Source organism: Rhodoferax fermentans, from assembly GCF_002017865.1.
Taxonomy (GTDB): domain Bacteria; phylum Pseudomonadota; class Gammaproteobacteria; order Burkholderiales; family Burkholderiaceae_C; genus Rhodoferax; species Rhodoferax fermentans.
On record NZ_MTJN01000002.1, the window covers coordinates 3779684 to 3799890 of the forward strand.

The window sequence follows — 20207 nt, forward strand, 5'->3', positions numbered from 1 at the left end:
GCTTACTGCACCTCGGGGCTGCTGGGCGGCAACTGCTCCGGCTGGCGAAAAATCAGAGCGGCATCCACCGCATCAAAGCGGTATTGCTGGCCGCAATAATCACACCCCACCTCCACATCCGGGCGTTCCTGCAGGATGCTTTCGACCTCTGGTGCACCCAGGCTCAAGAGCATACGGTTGACCCGTTCGCGGCTACAGGTGCATGAGAAACGCGGCCCCTTGTCACCTGTCAAAGGCTCGAACCGCAGCACACTCTCGTCCCAGAACAGACGGTGCAGGATGCTGTCGGCGTCCAGCGTCAGCAGTTCTTCACGTTTGAGGCTGGACGCCAGGATCGCGATACGCTGGTAGTCCTCGTTGAGGCCGATGTCATCCTCGGGCGCCCGTGTTGCCGTGCCCGCCAGGTTACCCACACCCTGCATCGGCAGGCGCTGGATCAGCAGGCCGGCGGCCACCTGGTCGTCAGCGGCCAACACCAGGGTGGTGTCCAGCTGCTCGCTTTGCAGCATGTAGTGCTGCAGCACATCGCTGAGCTTCTCCAACTTTTCATGCTGGTCACCAAACAAGGGCACCACCCCTTGGTAGGGCTGCTGGCCGGGTTGGCGGTTTTGCGGGTCCAGCGTGATGGCACACCGGCCCAGGTTGTCCACATTCACCATCTGGCTCAGACTGGCCTCGGCATCCAAGGTGCCATTGAGTGTGGCCGTGGCACGTAGACCCAGGTCGGGCTGCACCTCCACCACCGCCAGTTTGACCGGACCATCACCAAAAATCTGGAGCACCAAAGCGCCATCAAACTTGATGTTGGACTGCATCAGCACCGCAGCTGCCGTCATTTCACCCAGCAGGTTTTGCAAGGGCTGCGGGTAGGCCCCGTGGGTGGTGTTGGCGGCACGGCGGCTCAGAATCTCGCGCCAAGCATCGGTCAGGCGCACCAAGACACCGCGCACTGGCAGGCCATCGAACAGGAATTTATGAATTTCAGACAAGTTGGGTTCCTAGGAAAATCAGGCGATTTTGTGCAAGCTGGCTTGAAAGCGCCGGGCGTTGGCCACATAGTGGTCAGCACTTTGGCGCAAGCCCTGCAATTGCTCGGGTGAGAGGTTACGCACCACTCTGGCTGGGCTGCCCAGGATCATAGAGCCATCTGGAAATACCTTGCCTTCGGTCACCAGGGCACCGGCACCGACCAGACAACCCTGGCCAATTTTGGCGCCGTTGAGCACCACCGCACCGATGCCGATCAGGCTGTTGTCTCCCACGGTGCAACCGTGCAACACCGCCTTGTGCCCCACCGTCACACCTGCACCAATGGTCAGGGGCTGGCCCACATCGGCGTGCAACACACTCAAGTCCTGGATGTTGCTGCGCTCACCAATGCGGATGGGGGCGGTGTCGCCGCGCGCCACCACACCAAACCAGATACTCACATCGTCGGCCAGCACCACATCACCCATGACCTGGGCGCTGTCGGCCACCCAGGCGGACTTGGCCACCGTGGGGCAGATGCCATCAACTTCGTACACTGCCATAGGTCTCTTTCACGTTTTAGATACCTAGAATTGTAGGATTGAGAAACCCACCATGACTTTGCCCCGCACGGACCCATGCCAAGGCAGCTCGCCCAAACAGCCTCTGGCTGATGGACTGGCGTCAGAAACGTCTTTGCGCGCCCAAGCCCTGCGGCTGTTGTTGCTGCCTGATACACAGGACAAAGCCCAGGCCGTGAGAGCCCTCAAGGTACAGGATTGGCCGCTGGATACCGGGACGCAGCTATCAGAACCCTTGGGCGTGCCAGGACGCCCACCACGCCCGCAGCTGGTTCAACCCAGCGCCCTGGCCAAGCGTGCGGTAGGTACGCCGCAAGGCCGAGCCAGCCTGATCCACGCGCTGACACACATTGAAGCCAACGCCATCAACCTGGCACTCGACATCGTCTGGCGCTTTCCCAACATGCCCGAGGCTTTTTACCGCGACTGGTGGCAGGTGGCGGTGGAAGAGGCCCTGCACTTTCAGTTGCTGGAAGCCCATTTGCGCTCTCTGGGCCACGCCTACGGCGATTTTCCTGCACACGATGGTTTGTGGGACATGGCAGCCAAAACGCAGGACGATCTGCTGGCCCGCCTGGCCCTGGTGCCACGTACCTTGGAGGCGAGGGGGCTGGATGTCACACCCGCGATCCGCAACAAGCTGGTGTCGGTGGGTGACCAGGCGGCTGCGGCTATCCTGGATGTGATCCTGCGCGACGAAATTGGTCATGTGGCCACGGGCAACTACTGGTACGCTGCCCTGTGTGCCCAACGTGGCCTGGACCCTGTACTGACCTACACCCAGTTGGCACAACGGTATACCGCACCGGTGCTCAAGGGCCCCTTCAACCTCTCTGCCCGGCGTGCTGCCGGTTTTACTGAGGCCGAGCTGACTGCGTTGTGTGGTACACCGCAGGCTGCCTGACCCCCGAATTTTTTAAGGCTTTTCCATGTCCGACTCCCCCAAGCGACCTGATACCAACCCAAGCACCACGAGTTCCTCCATGGCGATTGCTCGACAACCCATTCTGGATGCCAAACGCACAGTCTTTGGTTATGAGCTGTTTGACCGCTCGCTGACCAACGGCACCTATTCAGCGGCCAGTGATGCCGCGCTGTTGTTCAACCTGCTGTCCAACGCCGACAGCGAAATGCGCAACACCAGCAAGACCATTTTTATCAATTGCACCCACCGCACCCTGGCAGGCGGCCACCTTGAACTGATTGAGCCGGACCGCGTGGTACTGGAAGTGCCTCCCATGCCCGAAGACCAGTCGGAACCGGAAGACATTGAAACCTTCCTGCAAACCATGATCGACGTCCATCGGCGTGGCTTCCGGCTCGCTTTTGACCAGACCGTGATGTCACCCGCTTATGCCAACTGGTTGCCGCTGGCATCGTTTGTCAAGGTCGAAAACAACCGGGTCTCCACCGATCAACTCAGAACCATCGTCCGAGGCCTGGCTGAACACCCCGGCATCCAACTGGTGGTGGAGAAAATTGAAACCCAGGAGGACTATGAAGCGGCGCTGTCGGCCGGTGCCAAGTTGTTTCAAGGCTACTGGTTTTCGCGCCCGATTCTGGTCAAAGGCCAGACCATCCGCCCGGCCCAGGCGGCGATCATTCACCTGATCAACCTGGTGCGCAACCAGGCCAGCACGGCCGAGATCGAAGAGGTGTTCAAACACGACCCGACCCTGTCTTTTAACCTGCTGCGTTTCATCAATTCGGCCGGTTTTGGTCTGAGTTGTGAGATCACCTCGTTCCGCCATGCGGTGATGTTGCTGGGCCTCAAAAAACTGTTCCGCTGGGCGGCCCTGTTGATGACCACCTCAGGTGCAGCAGGTGCCACGCCCGCAGTGGGTTACGCCGCTGTGGTGCGCGGCCGCCTGATGGAACTGCTGGCGGCAGAACTACTACCACCTGAGGAATGTGACAACGCCTTTGTGGTGGGCATCTTCTCGCTGCTCGACACCATGCTGGGCATGCCGATGCGCGAGGCGCTCGAATCGATCTCGCTGCCACAGTCGGTGACCGATGCCCTGCTGCACAACAAGGGGGTGCTGGCACCGTTTTTACAACTCACCCTGGCCTGTGAAAACGCCGACGACACCCTGTTTGCAGAAACCGCGATCTCCCTGCATTTGACCGGAGACCAGGTGAACTGGGCACACCTGCAAGCCCTGGCCTGGTCCGACAACATCACCGCCTGATCCACCCGGCCTTAGCCGCGTGGATGGTGCTGCGCGTGCAACACTTTCAATCGCTCACGCGCCACATGGGTGTAGATGGTGGTGGTCGAAATATCGGCATGCCCCAGCAGCATCTGTACCGCGCGCAAATCCGCACCATGGTTGAGCAGATGTGTGGCAAACGCGTGGCGCAGGGTGTGTGGCGACATCGGTGAGTGGATGCCCGCTGCCAGCGCGTATTTTTTGACCAGCATCCAGAACATCACCCGGCTCATGGCGGTGCCGGGTGTGGGCCCCTTGTGGGTCACAAACAGATCATCGGTGCTGTGCCCTGCCAGCAGCTCGCCACGCGCCTGTGCCAGGTAGCGCTGGAGCCACAGGCTGGCCACCTCACCAAAAGGCACCAGGCGCTCCTTGTTGCCCTTGCCAAACACCCGCAGCACGTTGTCGCTCAGGCTGATGTTGAAGACCCGCAGCGAAACCAGCTCACTCACCCGCAAGCCACTGGCGTACATCAGCTCCAGCATGGTGCGGTCACGCACCCCTTGTGCGTTACTGATGTCGGGCGCGGCCAGCAGGGCCTCGACCTGGAACTCGGTCAGGGTCTTGGGCAGGCGCAGGTGCTGTTTGGCCGACAACATCTTCAAAGTGGGGTCAGCGCTGACCAGATGTTCACGCAGCGCCCAATGGAAAAACCGTTTCAACACCGTCAGACGCCGGTTGGCCGTGGTGGCCTTGGTGTGGGCATGCCGGGCCGCAAAATAGGCGTTGATGTCATCCTGCGTCACCTGTACCAGTTGGCGGCCTTGCGCAACCAGCCAGCTTGAAAACAGGGTGAGGTCTCGCCGGTACGCCATCAGCGTGTTTTTGGACAGGCCATCTTCGAGCCACAAGGCATCCACAAAGCTGTCGATCACCGGGTCCGGTGGCAAGCTTGAGGGCACTGGGCGGGTTGGCATGGGGCACGCTCCTTGGCGGGACAACAAAAAAGCCACCCATCTTTCGAAGGGTGGCTTTTAGGATTTGGCGGAAACGGAGGGATTCGAACCCTCGATGAGGCTCTACACCCCATACTCCCTTAGCAGGGGAGCACCTTCGGCCACTCGGTCACGTTTCCTGAAATTCAGAGCCGCGATTATGTCACGACTTGGGGCTGTTTTTAACGAACAGGTGCCTGATCCAGACCAAAAGCTTTGTGCAAAGCTTTCACGGCCAGTTCCATGTACTTTTCGTCGATCACCACCGAGGTCTTGATCTCGCTGGTAGAGATCATCTGGATGTTGATACCTTCTTCGCTGAGCACGCGGAACATCGTGCTGGCCACACCCACGTGGCTGCGCATGCCGATGCCAACAATCGACACCTTGCAGATCTTGGTGTCACCCACCACCTCTTGCGCGCCGAGTTTGGGCACCACGGTGTTCTTGAGCAGATCCATGGTCTTGGCATAGTCGCCATGGTTCACGGTGAAGCTGAAATCGGTTTTGCCATCCTTGCTGATGTTCTGGATGATCATGTCGACTTCGACATTGGCGTCGGCCACGGCACCCAGGATCTGGTAGGCCACGCCGGGCTTGTCGGGCACGCCGAGCACGGAAATCTTGGTCTCATCACGGGTGAACGCAATGCCGGAAACAATGGCTTGTTCCATGTTTTCATCTTCCTCAAAAGTAATCAGCGTGCCAGACTTGGCTTCTTCAACGATATCAATATCCCAGGGTGTGAAACTGCTCAGCACCCGCAGCTTGACCTTGTACTTGCCGGCGAACTCGACCGAACGGATCTGCAGCACCTTGGAGCCCATCGAGGCCATCTCCAGCATTTCCTCAAAGCTGACGGTCTGCAGGCGGCGGGCTTCGGGCACCACACGCGGGTCGGTGGTGTAGACACCATCCACATCGGTATAGATCAGGCATTCATCGGCCTTCATGGCGGCGGCCACCGCCACCGCGGAGGTGTCCGAGCCACCGCGACCCAGTGTGGTGATGTTGCCCAGATCGTCCAGCCCCTGGAAGCCGGTGACGATCACCACCTTGCCTTCGGCCAGATCAGCACGCACACGCTGGTCGTCAATCGACTCAATCCGCGCCTTGGTGTAGGCGCTGTTGGTACGGATCGGCACCTGCCAACCCGCGTAGCTGACCGATTCGAGCCCCTGCGCTTGCAGGGCAATCGCCAGCAAAGCGCTGGAGGCCTGCTCGCCAGTGGCGGCCAGCATGTCAAGCTCGCGGTAGTAAGCATCGGTCAGGCTGGACGGGGCCAGCTCTTTGGCCAGACCCAGCAGACGGTTGGTTTCGCCACTCATGGCACTGGGCACGACCACCATCTGGTGACCGGCGCGTGCCCATTTGGCAACGCGTTTGGCGACATTGCTGATGCGCTCGGTCGAGCCCATCGACGTGCCGCCGTATTTATGAACAATCAAGGACATGTTGGGGTGTGAGAGGCGTTAAAAACTCAGGGATTGTACCAATGCAACTCTGGGCCACGCCGCTCACAGAAGCCTGTACCGACCTTCAGATGCATGGCATGACCCCGGGTGCGGCATGCGCTAATCTGATGCATCAGCTCGTCCAACTGGGCGGCGGTGGGGGTAGCCTGGTGACAACTCAGCAGCCAGTGCCGCAGCACATTGGCCAGCCGGGGCCGACTCATAAGCTGCAAAGCCTTGATGCGCGGTGGCACACCCACCTGGGCCAAATCTTCTGCTGCCACCTCCAGCAGCAAAGCCTGGGCTTGGGCGGCATGTGCGGCGCTGCGGGCAAAGGTGTCACGAAACTGGGGGAAACAGGCCTCCAAGGCTGGCAACACACGCGCGCGGATGCGGTTGCGGGTATAGCGCTCGTCCACATTGCTGGGGTCGGTCACAAAAGCCGCCCCCTGCCCGGCCAGCCAACGCCGCAACTCGGCACCACTCACCCGCAACAAGGGGCGGTGGTAAGAGATGCCAGCACGTGTCCAGGTGGCCGGCATGGCGCTCAAACCCGGTAGCCCGGCGCCCCGGCTCAGGGCGAGTAACAAGGTCTCGATCTGGTCGTCCGCGTGGTGGGCGAGTGCTATGGAGAGCATAGCTGGTTGCCCTTGATTCATAAGGGCTAGCGCCTCAAAAGCCTTGTAACGGTGGCGCCGGGCGGCATCCTCTGGGCTTTGCCCGGGCAGCGGCTGGGCCTGCACTTTTTGCACGGTCAGCGGCACGTTGAGCGCGGCACACACCTGTCGGCAATGGGTCTCGAAATCGTCTGCGGCGGCCTGCAGGCCGTGGTGCACATGCACCGCACTGACCTGCCCCGGCCATTTCTGGGCGCAGGCCAGTAACAAGGCGGTGGAGTCCGCGCCACCGCTGTAGCCCACCACCAGCGGCAAAGTGGGCTGAAAAGTCGCCATGGCTTGCTCAAAGGAGCAGGTCATGGGTGTGGCAACAAGTGGAATGCGGATGGCTTGGTGACCACAGTGGGTTCAAGCAGTTCGCCCCGGAGTTGGTCCGGGGCGATACCCAGCACCGGCTTATTTGCCGGGTTTGATGTCAGTGAAACGGCCATAACTCTGCAGCCGGTCAAAACGGCGCTGCAGCAGCTCGGGCGTTTTGAGGTCACTGAGCTGGCGATAAGCGTCGGTCAGGGCACGTTTGAGGAAAGTCGCCATCTGTTTGGTGTCGCGGTGCGCACCACCGACCGGTTCGTTGACGATTTTGTCGATCACACCCAGGGCCTTGAGGCGGTGCGCGGTGATGCCCAGCGCGTCGGCCGCGTCCTGCGCCTTCTCGGAGGTTTTCCAGAGGATGGAGGCACAGCCCTCGGGGCTGATCACCGAATAAATCGAGTACTGCAGCATCAGCACCTGGTCGCCCACCGAGATCGCCAGCGCGCCGCCTGAGCCGCCTTCGCCAATGATGGTGACAATGATCGGCACCTCCAACTGCGCCATTTCGAAGATGTTGCGGCCAATGGCTTCGGATTGGCCACGCTCTTCAGCGTCAATGCCGGGGTAAGCGCCAGGCGTGTCGACAAAGGTGAACACCGGCAGCTTGAACTTCTCAGCGGTTTTCATCAAGCGCAAAGCCTTGCGGTAACCCTCGGGCTTGCTCATGCCAAAGTTACGCAGGCCACGCTCCTTGGTGTCGCGGCCTTTTTGCTGGCCAATCACCATACACGGTGTGCCGTTGAAACGCGCCAGTCCACCAATGATGCTGAGGTCGTCGGCAAAGTGCCGGTCACCGTGCAGTTCCACAAAATGGGTGAAGATCTCGTTGATGTAATCCTGCGCGTACGGGCGCTCGGCGTGGCGGGCGATCTTGGTGATCTGCCAGGGCGTCAAGTCGCTGTAGATGTCTTTGGTGAGCTGCTGGCTCTTCTTGGCCAGCTGGGTGATTTCAGCCGAAATGTCCACCGCTGACTCGGTCTGCACATAACGCAGCTCGTCGATCTTGTTTTCCAGCTCGGCAATCGGGGTCTCAAAATCCAGGAATGTTTTTTTAGCCACAAAAGCTCCATGTCATCTGTTGGGATGGCTGCCATCCGGCGCACCGGCTTGGGCTCATCAGGAAAAACAACGGCCTATTTTAAGGCCGCTCAGTAAGTGACCGGCAGGGGGTCCAACGAGCGCCAAATATACCAAGTGGCCACGGTGCGGTAGGGCGCCCAGGCCAGCGCCACCTCACGGGCATCGCTGCGGCTGACCACATCACCCGAAAAATAACACTTGCTGATGCCATTGATCAGGCCCACATCGTCCAGCGGCAACACGTTCGGGCGCATCAGGTGGAAGATCAAAAACATCTCAGCCGTCCAGCGGCCAATGCCGCGGATGGCGACCAGCTCGGCAATGATGGCCTCGTCGTCCATACCGGTCCAGGCGTCCACATGCACCGCACCATTGTCAAAGTGCAAGGCCAGGTCAACGATGTACTCCACCTTGCGTGCACTTAAGCCCGCGGCACGCATGTCATCGATCTTGAGTTTGAGCACCTGCGCCGGTGTGATGTGTTCGGAGAGTGCGGCGAAACGGTCCCAGACGGTCTGCGCGGCCTTGACCGAAATCTGCTGCCCGACCACACTGCGCGCCAGCGTGACAAAAGCATCTCCCCGACTTTGCAGACAGTGCTGGCCAAACTGAGGAATCAACCGCTTCATCACGCGGTCCTTTTTCATCAGGTGTTTGCAGGCGTCAGCCCAATAGGTCGGCGCGAGCGTTTCGATCACCAATAATTCTGTAGCAGCCATCGCTTATTCAACAAGGGCCAGAGGCATAAAACACATAGAAACCATCACTTGGCCACTTCCCAGGTCGTCCCGGCTGCCGAATCTTTCAGCACAATGCCCTGGGCCAGCAACTGTTGGCGGATCTGGTCTGCCTCGGCGAAATTCTTGGCGGCTTTGGCGGCGGCGCGCTGGGCAATCAGCGCAGCGATCGCGGTCTCATCGAGCCCCGCACCAGCCTGCAAAAAAGCTTTGGGGTCGCCTTGCAACAAGCCCAGGCACGCGCCCAGGGCCTTGAGTAAACCCGCCAAAACAGGTGAACGACTGCGGTTGACCTCGGTGGCCAGCTCGAACAACACCGCCACCGCCTCGGGTGTGCCAAAGTCATCGTCCATGGCTGCTTTAAAACGTGCAGCAAAAGGCTCGGCCCAGTCGATGTTGACCGCTTCGGGCGTGGCCAGATCGAGTGCGGTGTACAGGCGCTTTAAGCCGCTGCGGGCGTCGTCAAGGTGTACATCGCTGTAATTGAGCGCGGTGCGGTAATGCGTGCGCAGCAGGAAGAAGCGCACGGTTTCGGGGTCAAACTTGACCAGCACGTCACGGATGGTGAAGAAGTTGCCCAGGCTCTTGGACATCTTTTCGTTGTCGACCCGCACAAACCCGTTGTGCACCCAGAATTTGGCCAGCGGCTGGCCGCTGGCGCCTTCACTCTGGGCGATTTCGTTCTCGTGGTGCGGGAATTGCAGGTCCGCACCGCCGCCGTGGATGTCAAAGGTTTCACCCAGGGCCTGGCAACTCATGGCCGAGCATTCAATATGCCAGCCGGGACGACCCGTGCCATAGGCGTAGCCCAGAGCGGCGGCATCCCATTTGGCATCCTCGGGCTCGGAGGCCTTGGCGGCTTTCCACAGCACAAAGTCCAGCGGATCTTCCTTGCCGTCCTGCACCGCCACGCGTTCACCCGCGCGCAACTCGTCAAGCGATTTGCCCGACAGCTTGCCGTAACCGGGAAATTTGCGCACCGCAAAGTTCACATCACCGCTGCTGGCTTGGTAGGCCAGGCCCTTGGCCTCCAGGCGCTGGATCAGGCTCAGCATCTGCGGCACATGTTCGGTGGCACGCGGCTCCAGCGTGGGGGGCTCAATGCCCAGCAAGGCGATGTCCTGGTGCATGGCGGCCACCATCTCGTCGGTCAGCGCGCGGATCGGGATACCACGCTCGAGTGCACGTTTGATGATCTTGTCGTCAATGTCAGTGATGTTGCGCACATAGGTGACGCGGTAGCCGCTGGCCTTGAGCCAGCGCTGCACCACATCAAAAGCCATCATCATGCGCGCGTGCCCAATGTGGCACAGGTCATAAATCGTCATGCCACACACATACATGCGCACGTGACCGGGCTCAATCGGGGAAAAAGGTTCCAGCTCTCGCGAGAGCGTGTTGAAAATGCGCAAACTCATGGATGTCAAAGATTCAGGTCAGGTGGCTGCGGTCAAAGCCGATGTTGTTGGGGCGGTGGCTTGCGCCAGAGGTAGCTCGTCCAGATCAGGCTGATCCGTCAAACGCTTTAAAAGCAGACCCTCCGCTACAATGGAAAGCAGTATAAAGCCCTGTCAGCTCCCGCCGGTTTCGCGGCCTCCATCTCACTTCTTCAAACCACAGTGTCCATGAAACAGGCTCCCAACGCCCTTTACAAATCGCTTCGTTTGCTGGTTCTGGCAGGCGCCTGTGTGGCCGCCAACGCCTATGCGGACGACTACGCCGATGTCAGTCAGCTGGTGCGCACCAACAAGTTCAACGAGGCACTGACCCGGGTCGACAACTACCTGGCCAGCAAACCGGGCGACCCGCAAATGCGCTTTTTCAAAGGTGTGATCCAACGCAACCTGGGTAAAACAGCCGATGCGGTCACCACCTTCACCCAGCTGACGCAGGACTACCCGGAGCTGCCCGAGCCCTACAACAACCTGGCCGTGTTGTACGCCGGGCAAGGCCAGTACGACAAGGCACGCCAGGCACTCGAGATGGCGATTCGCACCAACCCGAGCTACGCCACCGCCCATGAAAACCTCGGTGATGTGTATGCGCGTCTGGCCAGCCAGGCCTACAACAAGGCCTTGCAGCTCGACGGCAACGCTGCCGCTGTGCCGCCCAAGCTGGCTTTGATTGGTGATGTTTTTAAACCCAACTTGGCCAACAACCGTACTGCGGTGGTGAGTGCCGCGGCCTCAAGCCCAGCCAAACCCGCGCCAGAACCCGTTGCAGCACCAGCGGCCAAGCCTGTGGCCCCGGCTACACCTGCCGTGACACCTGCTGCGCCCGTGGTGGCAGCAGCCGCCAGCCCGGCCGCAACAGCTGCGACCAATGCCCCTGCCGCCAGCAACGCAGCCACAACATCAGTGGCTGGCAACGCCGAGTCCCATAAAGCGGTCGAGACAGCTGTACAGGCCTGGGCCAAAGCCTGGGCCAGCAAAAACATGGATGCCTACCTCAAGGCCTACAGCCCGGACTTTGCACCGCCGGGTAAACAGTCACGTGCCGCCTGGCAACAAGAACGCCGTGACCGCATCGTCGGCAAGAAAAACATCAGCGTCACCCTCAGCGACTTGAACATCCGGGTCAATGGCGAGCAGGCCGTGGCCAGTTTCCGCCAGGCCTACAAGGCTGACAGCCTCTCCATAGCGAGCCCCAAAACCCTGAACCTCAAAAAGGTGGGCTCGGCCTGGCTGATCACGCGGGAATCAACGGGTCGTTGAAGCCATTTGTCATTCTGCCTGCGGGCATCTCCGTCACGGGGCACCTGATGTGCCTGTCCATCGCATGTCCTTGAAAGTTCTCAGTGCCATTTGCTGCGTGTGCTTAGCTGGTTGGTACCTGCCGTCCAGCCACGCCAGCACCTCAGCCAAGCCCAAACCTGCGGTGGCCCGCACCGCCGTCCCCGCTCCAGCTGACAAGGAAGGTCTGGCCGAGGCGCGTCTGATCCAGATCTACCGCTTGATTGGCCGCTCGGACACCCGCACCGCGCTCGACGAGGCGCAGCGCCTGGTCAAGGACTACCCCAACTTCGCGCTGGCCCAGCTGGTGTATGGCGACTTGTTGTCCTCGCGCACACGGCCGGTCACCAGCTTTGGCGACGTACCAGCCAACCAGCTCAAGGCCCATACGGCGGCGCTGGTCTCCTTGCGTGCCGAGTCGGCAGCCCGCCTCAAAGCTCTGAAAGAGCGCCCACCCGAAGGGCATATACCGGCTGAATTTGTGCGACTGTCACGCGCCGTCAAACACGCCATTGCGGTGGATGCGGCGCGCTCGCGCCTGTACCTGTTTGAAAACCGGGCCAGCGGCCTGACCTTGATCGCGGATTACTACATCTCGGTCGGCAAGCTGGGGGTCGAAAAAAACACCGAGGGTGACCAACGCACCCCATTGGGGGTGTATTTCATCACCAGCCAGTTGGATCCCAAAACGCTCACAGACTTTTACGGCGTCGGCGCCCTGCCCATCAACTACCCCAACATGCTCGATGTTCGGCGTGGCAAAACCGGCAGTGGCATCTGGTTACACGGCACACCATCGGACCAGTTTTCACGGCCACCACTGGCCAGTGATGGCTGTGTGGTGCTGGCCAACCCAGACCTGCAGTACATCATCCAGACGGTGGCCATCCGCAGCACCCCAGTGGTGATTGCCAAGCAGCTCAACTGGGTGCCGCAAGACCACGCCAGTACCCAATCGGGCGCTTTTGAAGCGCGTCTGAACGCCTGGCGCAAGGCCAAATCCAGCGGCAATCTGGCAGAACTCACCAGCTTTTACGCCAACGACTTCAGCAACGGCAGCAAAAACCGTGGGGACTGGCAGACAGTGCTGGCACGTGAGGTGGCACAAACACGGGGCCGCGAGCTGCAGCTCAAGGACTTGTCGATGTTGCGCTGGCAAGACAAGGAAGACACCATGGTGGTGACCTTTGGTGAAGTGGCCGCAGGCCAGCGCACCGGCACCAGCAAACGCCAGTACTGGTCGCACCGTGCCGGTCAGTGGACCATCATTTACGAAGGGACCCGGTTATGAACTTCAAGAAAAAAAGCGCCCTAGCCCTTGTATTTATTGCCTCTACAGCTCTCTTTTTGACAGCAGGTCAGGCAGCAGCAGAGACGCTGCCACAGGTCAAGTTCGCCACCTCGGCGGGGGACTTTGTGGTGGAACTCTACCCCGACAAGGCCCCCAAGACGGTTGACAACTTTCTGCAGTACGTGCGTGACAAACACTACGACGGCACCATTTTTCATCGCGTCATCCCCAACTTCATGGTGCAAGGTGGTGGTTATGACGCCAAATATGCTGAAAAACCCACCCGAGCACCCGTGGTGCACGAAGGGCGCCAGGCGCTTGAAAAAGGTGGCCCGCGCAATGTGACCGGCACGCTGGCCATGGCCCGCACCAATGACCCGCAGTCGGCCACAGCCCAGTTTTTCATCAATGTCAAAGACAACGCTTTTCTGGACCCGGTGCTGATTCCGCCGGGTGATCCGGTGCCCAAGTTTGAGTACCAAGGTCGTGTCTATGAAAATACACCTCGTGCCAGCCTGCTGGGTGCCAGCCAACTGTATGGCTACACGGTGTTTGGCCGGGTGATCTCGGGCATGGCGGTTGTTGAGAAAATCAAGTCAACACCGACCGGCTCGGGCGGACCTTTCCCCACGGACGTTCCCAAAACGCCCATTCTTATCAACTCTGCAACCCTGGTGAAATAAATCATGAGCAACCCCCAAGTCGAACTCCACATTGCCAAACACGGCGTCATCACCCTTGAACTCGACCAGGACAAAGCGCCTAAAACGGTGGCCAACTTTCTGAGTTATGTGGCCAAGGGCCACTACAACAACACCATCTTTCATCGCGTGATTCCTGGCTTCATGGTCCAGGGCGGCGGCATGGAACCCGGCATGTCGCAAAAAGACTGCGACGCACCGATCACCAACGAAGCCAACAACGGCCTCAAAAACCTCAGCTACAGCGTGGCCATGGCCCGCACCGGTGACCCGCACTCGGCCACCGCCCAGTTTTTCATCAATGTGGCTGACAATGGCTTTTTGAACCACACCGCACCCAGCCAGCAAGGCTGGGGCTACGCAGTGTTTGGCAAAGTGGTGGCCGGCAAGGAAGTGGTTGACGCCATCAAGGCCGTCAAGACCGCCCGCCGCGGTTACCACGACGACGTGCCGGTGGAAGACGTGGTGATCGAAAAGGCTGTGGCGCTGTAAACCTGCTCTGCGAAAGTCGGCTCGCTGTGTCGCCCCAGGCCAACATGCCGAGCCCCGTCACGGCCAGCTTGAACAGCGCCAGCTGGCCGGAGCTCATCGCCCCAGCGCACTGGCGCTGTGTCGAGGTCATCTCTGACCTGCATTTGCAAGCCGGTGAAGCGGCCACCTTCGAGGTCTGGCGGCATTACCTGCGCAACAGCAACGCCGATGCGCTGCTGATCCTGGGCGATTTGTTTGAGGTCTGGGTGGGTGACGATGTGGCCAAGCCGCTCCCTGGTCAGCCACCGGGCTTTGAAGCCCAATGCCAAGAGCTGCTGGCAGAAGCGTCCCAGCACATGGCTGTGTTTTTTATGCATGGCAACCGCGACTTTTTGCTGGGTGAAAGTTTTGCAGCGGCCTGCAGCATGACCCTGCTGTCAGACCCGACCGTGTTGGTGTTTGACGAGCAACGCTGGCTGTTGTCCCACGGCGACGCCCTGTGTCTGGACGACACCGACTACCAGCAGTTTCGTAGCCAGGTACGCACTCCTGCCTGGCGCGAACAGTTTTTGGCCAAACCGCTGGCGGAGCGTCTGGCGATCGCACGCAGCCTGCGCGAGCAAAGTGAATCCCGCAAAAACAGCGGTGTCAGTTATGCCGATGTGGACACAGCGGCTGCCCTGCAATGGTTACAGGCAGCACAGGCCAGCACCCTCATCCACGGCCACACCCACAAACCAGCAGATCACTGCCTGAACCCGACAGCGGACACACCCAAACACCGGCTGGTGCTCAGCGACTGGGACGCCGGTGCCACACCGCCCCGGCTGGAAGTGCTGCGTCTGGGCCTTGGGGCCACACCGTTACGCTGGACACCCGGGTCTCAAACACCGCCGATCTAGCCATCTCCTGAGTTGCTCCCTTCGGCGGCGTTGACAAATACCCAGGCGCAGCTTAGCCCGCAACACGGAATAAGGACAAGTAAAAAAGGCCCATCAGCCTTATTTTACAAGCGTTACCTACTCTCAATTCAAGAGCATGTGATGCACAGCTGGGGTCTCACCTGGAGATCGGTTCAGAAGGTCTCCCAGTCCGAGTCGGCTGACCCGGTGGCGGGCGTCGGGGCCGATTTGGTGCTCACTGCGGTGGCGGGCGTTGGGGTCGGGTTGGCTGCATTCAGACGCGCTGGCGCAGCACTGCGACTGGCCGGCTTCAGGGCGGGACGCGGGGAGGCCGCTTGGATCTGCGGTGCAGGCGCCGTTGCGGACAACACACCTTTGCCTCCAAGCCCCTCCCCCGCTCCCAACTTGAACACCGCCACCGTCTGCACCAAGTCCTGCGCCTGGCTTTTGAGGCTGCTGGCGGCTGCCGCCATCTCCTCCACCAGGGCCGCATTCTGCTGCGTGGCCTGGTCCATTTGTGTCACCGCATCTCCCACCTGGCTCACACCCTGACTTTGTTCGGTGCTGGCGGCGCTGATCTCGCCCATGATGTCAGTCACCCGTTTGATCGAGGTCACCACCTCGGTCATGGTGGTGCCGGCTTGATCGACCAGGGCAGAACCATGCTCCACACGTTCAACGCTGTTGTTGATCAGGGTCTTGATTTCTTTGGCAGCTTCGGCACTGCGTCCGGCCAGGCTGCGCACTTCACTGGCCACCACCGCAAAGCCACGGCCTTGTTCACCGGCCCGAGCGGCTTCCACTGCGGCGTTCAAAGCCAGGATGTTGGTCTGGAAGGCGATGCCGTCAATCACCGCAATGATGTCGCTGATCTTGCGTGACGCTTCATTGATGCCCTTCATGGTATCGACCACCTGGGCCACCACCTCACCGCCTTGTGCAGCGACGCTGCTGGCGTTCATGGCCAACTGATTCGCCTGGCGTGCGTTGTCGGCGTTTTGTTTGACGGTGGAGGAGAGTTCTTCCATGCTGGCAGCGGTTTCTTCCAGGGCACTGGCCTGGGACTCGGTGCGGCTGGAGAGGTCGTGGTTGCCCTGCGCAATTTCGGAGCTGGCGGTGGCCACAGACTCGGAGCCTTGGCGCACACGTTGAACCACCCCCACCAGATTGGCCTGCATTTTGGAGAGGGCTTGTAACAGGTGGGCGATTTCGTCTTGGCCGTCCTGCGGCAGGGTCTGGCTCAAGTCCCCTTCCCCAAAACGCTCGGCGGCACTGCTGGCCAGTGTGATGCCTTGGGCAATGCCGCGCGAGATGCTCCAGCTGGCAAAAACAGCGATGCCCACACACAGGGCCAGCAGGGCACCACCGACCAGGTAGAGTTGTTCGAAGATGGCTTCGATGTCTTGGTTGATCTGACGAACATGGTTAATCTGTCCGTCAACCAAAGCCTGGGTCACGCGGATGTAATCTGCCGTGGCTGGCACCAGCTTGTCGCGCACCAGGGCCTGGGCACCAGCGTCATCACCCGCCACCTTCATGGCATTGACCTGTTCACGCGTGGCCAGATAGCCTTTGCGCACTTCACCCACGTCAGCAGCGCGCTTGAGCGCCGCTTCGTTTTTGGACAACTCCAGGAATTTTTTCTGTGTCGCGGTGGTCCCGGCACTGGTGGCGGTCATGTCGTCTTTGAAAAAATCGAACATGGCGGTGCCGGGGGAGTAGGCCGCCGCCAAGGAACGGGCCGAGTTCTGGCGAACATCGCCCTGCCACTTTTCTGCCAGGTCCAGCAGCTCGGTCTCGGTTTCCATCAGATCGGTGGCCTGCAAGACCTGCTGCATGCGCCATGCAGCAAAGCCGGACAACACCAGAAAAGCCAGTGTGATGGCCGCAAAACCAAGGGTCAGTCGCGTGGAGATTTTTAAGTGGTTCATGATGGTTGGACCTTGTCGCCTTTTTATGTGGATTCTCAGAACTCTGATTGCCACACGATTCTTGCAGGGTTTGCGCCATTCTCAAAGCCAGCGTGTCGGGCGATGTGGGGACACCAAGGGCCAGCTGCCAAAAACTACCGCTATTGGCACACATTGCATGGCCAAGGCATCAACGGACTGGTAGCCCAAAACAGTTGCCACCGCGCGTGGCAACCCGGTGGCAACTGCCCGATGGAGGGCTCAGCAGGGCAAAAAGAAATATGCGCCTCTTGCCGCTGCGCTCAATTGAGGAAGCGCCCCGCCCCGCTATACCCAGTTGGGCACAGGGATTGCAGGGGAGCCGATATCAATCAACCATTGCAAGACTTGGCAATGGGCTCCACCTCACGCCCAGTGCCTCGCCATGCCGTCACCAGGCATGGCTTCAGTGACTCAGGGCTTCAACAACACCTTCAGCACATTTTGCAGGCGTCGTGCGGCAGCGGCATCGAAGCCGCCGCCCAGCACCACGGCAGCATCCTGGCCCCAGGTCTGCACCGGTGCCGGGTCGTTGCGTTTGGTGAGCAATTGCAGTTGCAACATGCGCCGGTCGCTGATGTGTTCAGCCGGTGTTGGCACCTCAGCGGCCATCTCCAGGCGCAGCAGTGCGGTGCTGGCGTCTCCTGCGGGCGCCTGGGTGACGGCTTTGGACCAGGCGGCGCGCACCGCAGGGGCCACACGGCTGCCCAGCTCTTGCACGCTGGGCACCAGCTCGGCATCCCGTTTTTCCCAGGCAGTCAGCAAGTTGGTCAGTGCTTCGCCATGGGCTTGGGCGGCCAGTTTGCGCAGCGCCTGCTGGGCTTGTTCAAACGCGTCACGCTGGGCGCGGAAGGCGGCATCACCCAGGCGCGGTGCGTCAAAACGATCCCCAACCGGTGCGCGCTCAGATCGGGCATCTCGGAAACCGCCACGGTCATCACCACGTGCACCCGGACGGGCATCACGCCCACCGTCACGGCCACCAGGGCGGCCGCTGTCTTTGCGGTCACCAAACTTGCCACCGCGTGTCGGAAGCGCAGGCGCTTCTTTTTTCATGCCTGGGCGGTCATCACCGCGCATGGCCACCACCGGCTTACGAACCACCGGTTTGGCCACCTCAGGCGCAGCCTCGGCAGAGGGCTCCGTTGGCGCGTCGTCATTGGGGGCTGCTGCATCTGCTGCGGTATCAGGAGCATCCTGCCCTTGTTGAGTCTGGGCTTGAGCCGATTTTTCATCAGAAGTCTGCGCAGCAGCGGCCACCGCAGCCTGGGCCTGGGCTTGGCCACGCAAGGCAGCGTCCAGCGCGGCCATGGCGGTCTTGATCGCCTGGGCGTCACCCGAGGCGTTGGCGGCTTGGAGCGCCTTGGAGGCGTCCAGCACAATGCGGTCACGTTCACTCAGGGCGTTCTGTGCCTTCTCGCGCTCAGCCGTCTTGCGGTTGAAGGCCTCGTCAATCGGTTTGCGGAAAGCGTCCCACAGTTTTTGCTCATGGCGACGGTCCATCGGCACGCGGTGTGCCTCGGCCTGCCAGCGCTGTTGTAATGCCTTGACGGCGTCGATACGCAACACTTCCTGGGCACCCAGTTGCTTGGCCTCGTCGATCATCGCGTGACGGGCTGCCAGGCTGACTTTTTGCAAGGCTTCGAGCGGCGCTGCTGCCTCGTCGATGGCGGCTTTCCAGAGGGTGTTCAACTCGGCATACATCTTCTCGCCGACGTGGCCGGACTCGCGCCAGCGGTCGCCAAACTGGTGCAGCACCCGGTTGAAACCCTTCCAGTCGTCGTCCAGCGCGGTGCGGTTGGCCTCGGCCCAGGCTTTGACCTCGGCAATCAGAGCCAGGCGTTGGGCGCGGTGTTCCGCCGTCTCAGCCTTGAGTTTCTCGAGCCAGACTTCCACCACTTTGTGGGCTTCGTTGCAGGCGTCATCAAAACGTTTCCACAGGCCGTGGTTGGGCACACCACCCTGGTCGGTCAGTTTCCATTGCTCGCGCAGGCTACGCAGGGATTCCTGCATCTTGCGGCCGCCAATGGCCTGGCCTTCGGGGCGCTTGAGCAAGCCCTCGGCCTTGCTCACCAGCTCTTCGCGCAACTGGTCGGCACGCCAGCGTTGCCAGCCTTCCAACTCACCGGCGGCGGCCAGCGCACTGCGGGCCTGGTTTTCGAGCTTGTCGTCGATCAGACGGCCAAATTCCTTGAGCGCATTGCGCAAGGCGTTGGCGGCACCGGCGCTGGCTTTGCCATGGCCTTCAGCGACTTCCTGCTCTAATTTGGTGAGCGCATCAGCCACAGCAGACGTGGCCTTGGCCTTGATTTCGGGGTCTACCGGGGCTTTCGGTGCCTTGACCACCGGCTCCAGCGGGATGCCGCGCAACACGCGCAATTCGTCGGCCCAGACCGGCACATTGGGCAGCGGCGCGCTGGCATCTTCGGCGGCCAACACGGTGGCGCTCAGGGCGGCCTGGAAGGCCTCCCAGACCAGGCCCAACTGGGCTTGTGAGGCCTGCAGCTGCGGCACAAACTTGGCGTCCACACTGGGCCAATTGGCATCGTTGGCCAAAGCGGTGGCCTCGGCCTGCCAGTTGCTGACATCCACGCTGAGTCCAGCTTGGGCGGCCTGGGCGTCTTGCCAGGGTTTGGTGGACAACACCTCGATGCGCTGGGCCACCAGCACGGCGGCCTCACGCTGCACCTGCACCCGGTGCTGCAAATCCTCGATGGCACGCACCCGCTCCACCAGCTGGGCTTTCAGGCCAGCCAGGGGCTCCTTGCTCAGCGGTGCACCGGCCTTGGCGGCATCGCGCTGCCAGGCCAGGGCGTCGGCCAAATTCAGTTTGGACGCAGCCAGCAGCGCCTGGGCCTTGTCAGCCCACTCTAGCGCAATGGTGGCCTGGGTCTTGCTGCGTTTGATCTCGTCGAGTTTTTCACGCAGCAATTTGGCGGCACCCTTGTCCTTGCCACTGAGCTCCTTGAACACCTGCTGCAGCTGCTCAGGCGTGGGACCGCTGGCCAACCAGTCGCGGATGCAGGCCATGCGTTCACCCGAGGTCTGGGCAGAAAACGCACCGTGCGTCATCTTGTCCAGGGGGTGGGCCTCTTGGGTTTTGGCTGGCGCGGCAGCAGCGTCAGTGGTGGGTTCTGCAGGGTTGTTTTTGGAGAAGGGAAACATCGACATCGCACGCACAAAAATAAAAAGTGCCTGCAGCT

17 protein-coding genes and 1 tRNA gene are annotated in these 20207 nt (G+C 60.8%); 7 read left to right on the plus strand and 11 right to left on the minus strand.

Annotated features, from left to right (window positions below; genetic code table 11):
- Positions 1 to 2 precede the first annotated feature (2 nt).
- Both hslO and RF819_RS17625 read right to left on the minus strand, forming a co-directional pair.
- Complete coding sequence (gene hslO / locus RF819_RS17620) at positions 3 to 989, minus strand: Hsp33 family molecular chaperone HslO (RefSeq protein ID WP_078366176.1); 987 nt, start codon at positions 987 to 989, stop codon at positions 3 to 5.
- Positions 990 to 1007: 18 nt separating this feature from the next.
- Positions 1008 to 1532: a gamma carbonic anhydrase family protein gene (locus RF819_RS17625; RefSeq protein ID WP_078366177.1), complete on the minus strand. Its 525-nt coding sequence runs from the start codon at positions 1530 to 1532 to the stop codon at positions 1008 to 1010.
- A gap of 52 nt (positions 1533 to 1584) precedes the next feature.
- Between RF819_RS17625 and RF819_RS17630 the strand changes: the two genes are divergently transcribed.
- Entirely contained in the window at positions 1585 to 2454 is an 870-nt protein-coding gene (locus RF819_RS17630) for a ferritin-like domain-containing protein (protein ID WP_078366178.1), read from the plus strand.
- A gap of 25 nt (positions 2455 to 2479) precedes the next feature.
- Positions 2480 to 3742 carry an EAL and HDOD domain-containing protein gene (locus RF819_RS17635; RefSeq protein ID WP_078366179.1) on the plus strand — a complete coding sequence of 421 codons (1263 nt, stop codon included), beginning with the start codon at positions 2480 to 2482 and terminating at the stop codon, positions 3740 to 3742.
- An 11-nt stretch (positions 3743 to 3753) separates the two neighbouring features.
- Here RF819_RS17635 and xerD read toward each other — a convergent pair whose 3' ends face one another.
- The 7 genes from xerD to cysS all read right to left on the minus strand — a co-directional run bounded on the left by xerD (position 3754) and on the right by cysS (position 10376).
- Positions 3754 to 4680 (minus strand): site-specific tyrosine recombinase XerD, encoded by a 927-nt coding sequence (xerD, locus tag RF819_RS17640; RefSeq protein ID WP_078366180.1) that lies wholly within the window; start codon positions 4678 to 4680, stop codon positions 3754 to 3756.
- A 65-nt stretch (positions 4681 to 4745) separates the two neighbouring features.
- A tRNA-Ser gene (locus RF819_RS17645) sits at positions 4746 to 4838 on the minus strand.
- A gap of 42 nt (positions 4839 to 4880) precedes the next feature.
- Positions 4881 to 6152, minus strand: a complete 1272-nt coding sequence (locus tag RF819_RS17650) for an aspartate kinase (protein WP_078366181.1) — start codon at positions 6150 to 6152, stop codon at positions 4881 to 4883.
- Between the two features lie 26 nt (positions 6153 to 6178).
- On the minus strand, positions 6179 to 7129 hold the full coding sequence (gene tilS, locus RF819_RS17655) for a tRNA lysidine(34) synthetase TilS (protein WP_078366182.1): 951 nt from the start codon (positions 7127 to 7129) through the stop codon (positions 6179 to 6181).
- 96 nt (positions 7130 to 7225) lie between these two features.
- Positions 7226 to 8200 (minus strand): acetyl-CoA carboxylase carboxyltransferase subunit alpha, encoded by a 975-nt coding sequence (locus tag RF819_RS17660; RefSeq protein ID WP_078366183.1) that lies wholly within the window; start codon positions 8198 to 8200, stop codon positions 7226 to 7228.
- Positions 8201 to 8289: 89 nt separating this feature from the next.
- The gene (locus RF819_RS17665) at positions 8290 to 8940 is read right to left on the minus strand and encodes a DNA-3-methyladenine glycosylase family protein (RefSeq protein ID WP_078366184.1); all 651 of its coding nucleotides are present in this window, start codon (positions 8938 to 8940) and stop codon (positions 8290 to 8292) included.
- A gap of 44 nt (positions 8941 to 8984) precedes the next feature.
- Complete coding sequence (cysS, locus tag RF819_RS17670; protein ID WP_078366185.1) at positions 8985 to 10376, minus strand: cysteine--tRNA ligase; 1392 nt, start codon at positions 10374 to 10376, stop codon at positions 8985 to 8987.
- Between the two features lie 207 nt (positions 10377 to 10583).
- Here cysS and RF819_RS17675 point away from each other — a divergent pair, with 207 nt between their 5' ends.
- The 5 genes from RF819_RS17675 (at position 10584) to RF819_RS17695 (ending at position 15055) form a co-directional block, all read left to right on the plus strand.
- On the plus strand, positions 10584 to 11672 hold the full coding sequence (locus RF819_RS17675) for a L,D-transpeptidase Cds6 family protein (protein WP_078366186.1): 1089 nt from the start codon (positions 10584 to 10586) through the stop codon (positions 11670 to 11672).
- 64 nt (positions 11673 to 11736) lie between these two features.
- Positions 11737 to 12981 carry a L,D-transpeptidase family protein gene (locus tag RF819_RS17680; RefSeq protein ID WP_078366187.1) on the plus strand — a complete coding sequence of 415 codons (1245 nt, stop codon included), beginning with the start codon at positions 11737 to 11739 and terminating at the stop codon, positions 12979 to 12981.
- Entirely contained in the window at positions 12978 to 13664 is a 687-nt protein-coding gene (locus RF819_RS17685; protein WP_078366188.1) for a peptidylprolyl isomerase, read from the plus strand. Before RF819_RS17680 ends, RF819_RS17685 begins: the two co-directional genes overlap by 4 nt.
- Before the next feature lie 3 nt (positions 13665 to 13667).
- Positions 13668 to 14174: a peptidylprolyl isomerase gene (locus RF819_RS17690; RefSeq protein ID WP_078366189.1), complete on the plus strand. Its 507-nt coding sequence runs from the start codon at positions 13668 to 13670 to the stop codon at positions 14172 to 14174.
- A gap of 44 nt (positions 14175 to 14218) precedes the next feature.
- Positions 14219 to 15055, plus strand: coding sequence for a UDP-2,3-diacylglucosamine diphosphatase (locus tag RF819_RS17695; protein ID WP_078367033.1), 837 nt, complete (start codon positions 14219 to 14221; stop codon positions 15053 to 15055).
- Positions 15056 to 15228: 173 nt separating this feature from the next.
- Here RF819_RS17695 and RF819_RS17700 read toward each other — a convergent pair whose 3' ends face one another.
- Complete coding sequence (locus RF819_RS17700; RefSeq protein ID WP_078366190.1) at positions 15229 to 16986, minus strand: methyl-accepting chemotaxis protein; 1758 nt, start codon at positions 16984 to 16986, stop codon at positions 15229 to 15231.
- 432 nt (positions 16987 to 17418) lie between these two features.
- Positions 17419 to 20169: a DUF349 domain-containing protein gene (locus RF819_RS17705; protein WP_078367034.1), complete on the minus strand. Its 2751-nt coding sequence runs from the start codon at positions 20167 to 20169 to the stop codon at positions 17419 to 17421.
- Positions 20170 to 20207: the final 38 nt, after the last annotated feature.

Bases quoted from the DNA above. Each gene is read 5' to 3' on its own strand.
- RF819_RS17665 (WP_078366184.1), bottom strand. From the start codon at position 8,940: ATGGCTGCTACAGAATTATTGGTGATCGAAACGCTCGCGCCGACCTAT.
- xerD (WP_078366180.1), bottom strand. From the start codon at position 4,680: ATGCCAACCCGCCCAGTGCCCTCAAGCTTGCCACCGGACCCGGTGATC.
- cysS (WP_078366185.1), bottom strand. From the start codon at position 10,376: ATGAGTTTGCGCATTTTCAACACGCTCTCGCGAGAGCTGGAACCTTTT.
- RF819_RS17680 (WP_078366187.1), top strand. From the start codon at position 11,737: ATGTCCTTGAAAGTTCTCAGTGCCATTTGCTGCGTGTGCTTAGCTGGT.
- RF819_RS17625 (WP_078366177.1), bottom strand. From the start codon at position 1,532: ATGGCAGTGTACGAAGTTGATGGCATCTGCCCCACGGTGGCCAAGTCC.
- RF819_RS17705 (WP_078367034.1), bottom strand. From the start codon at position 20,169: ATGTTTCCCTTCTCCAAAAACAACCCTGCAGAACCCACCACTGACGCT.
- RF819_RS17695 (WP_078367033.1), top strand. From the start codon at position 14,219: ATGCCGAGCCCCGTCACGGCCAGCTTGAACAGCGCCAGCTGGCCGGAG.
- RF819_RS17635 (WP_078366179.1), top strand. From the start codon at position 2,480: ATGTCCGACTCCCCCAAGCGACCTGATACCAACCCAAGCACCACGAGT.
- RF819_RS17650 (WP_078366181.1), bottom strand. From the start codon at position 6,152: ATGTCCTTGATTGTTCATAAATACGGCGGCACGTCGATGGGCTCGACC.
- RF819_RS17675 (WP_078366186.1), top strand. From the start codon at position 10,584: ATGAAACAGGCTCCCAACGCCCTTTACAAATCGCTTCGTTTGCTGGTT.
- RF819_RS17690 (WP_078366189.1), top strand. From the start codon at position 13,668: ATGAGCAACCCCCAAGTCGAACTCCACATTGCCAAACACGGCGTCATC.
- RF819_RS17700 (WP_078366190.1), bottom strand. From the start codon at position 16,986: ATGAACCACTTAAAAATCTCCACGCGACTGACCCTTGGTTTTGCGGCC.
- RF819_RS17685 (WP_078366188.1), top strand. From the start codon at position 12,978: ATGAACTTCAAGAAAAAAAGCGCCCTAGCCCTTGTATTTATTGCCTCT.
- RF819_RS17630 (WP_078366178.1), top strand. From the start codon at position 1,585: ATGACTTTGCCCCGCACGGACCCATGCCAAGGCAGCTCGCCCAAACAG.
- tilS (WP_078366182.1), bottom strand. From the start codon at position 7,129: ATGACCTGCTCCTTTGAGCAAGCCATGGCGACTTTTCAGCCCACTTTG.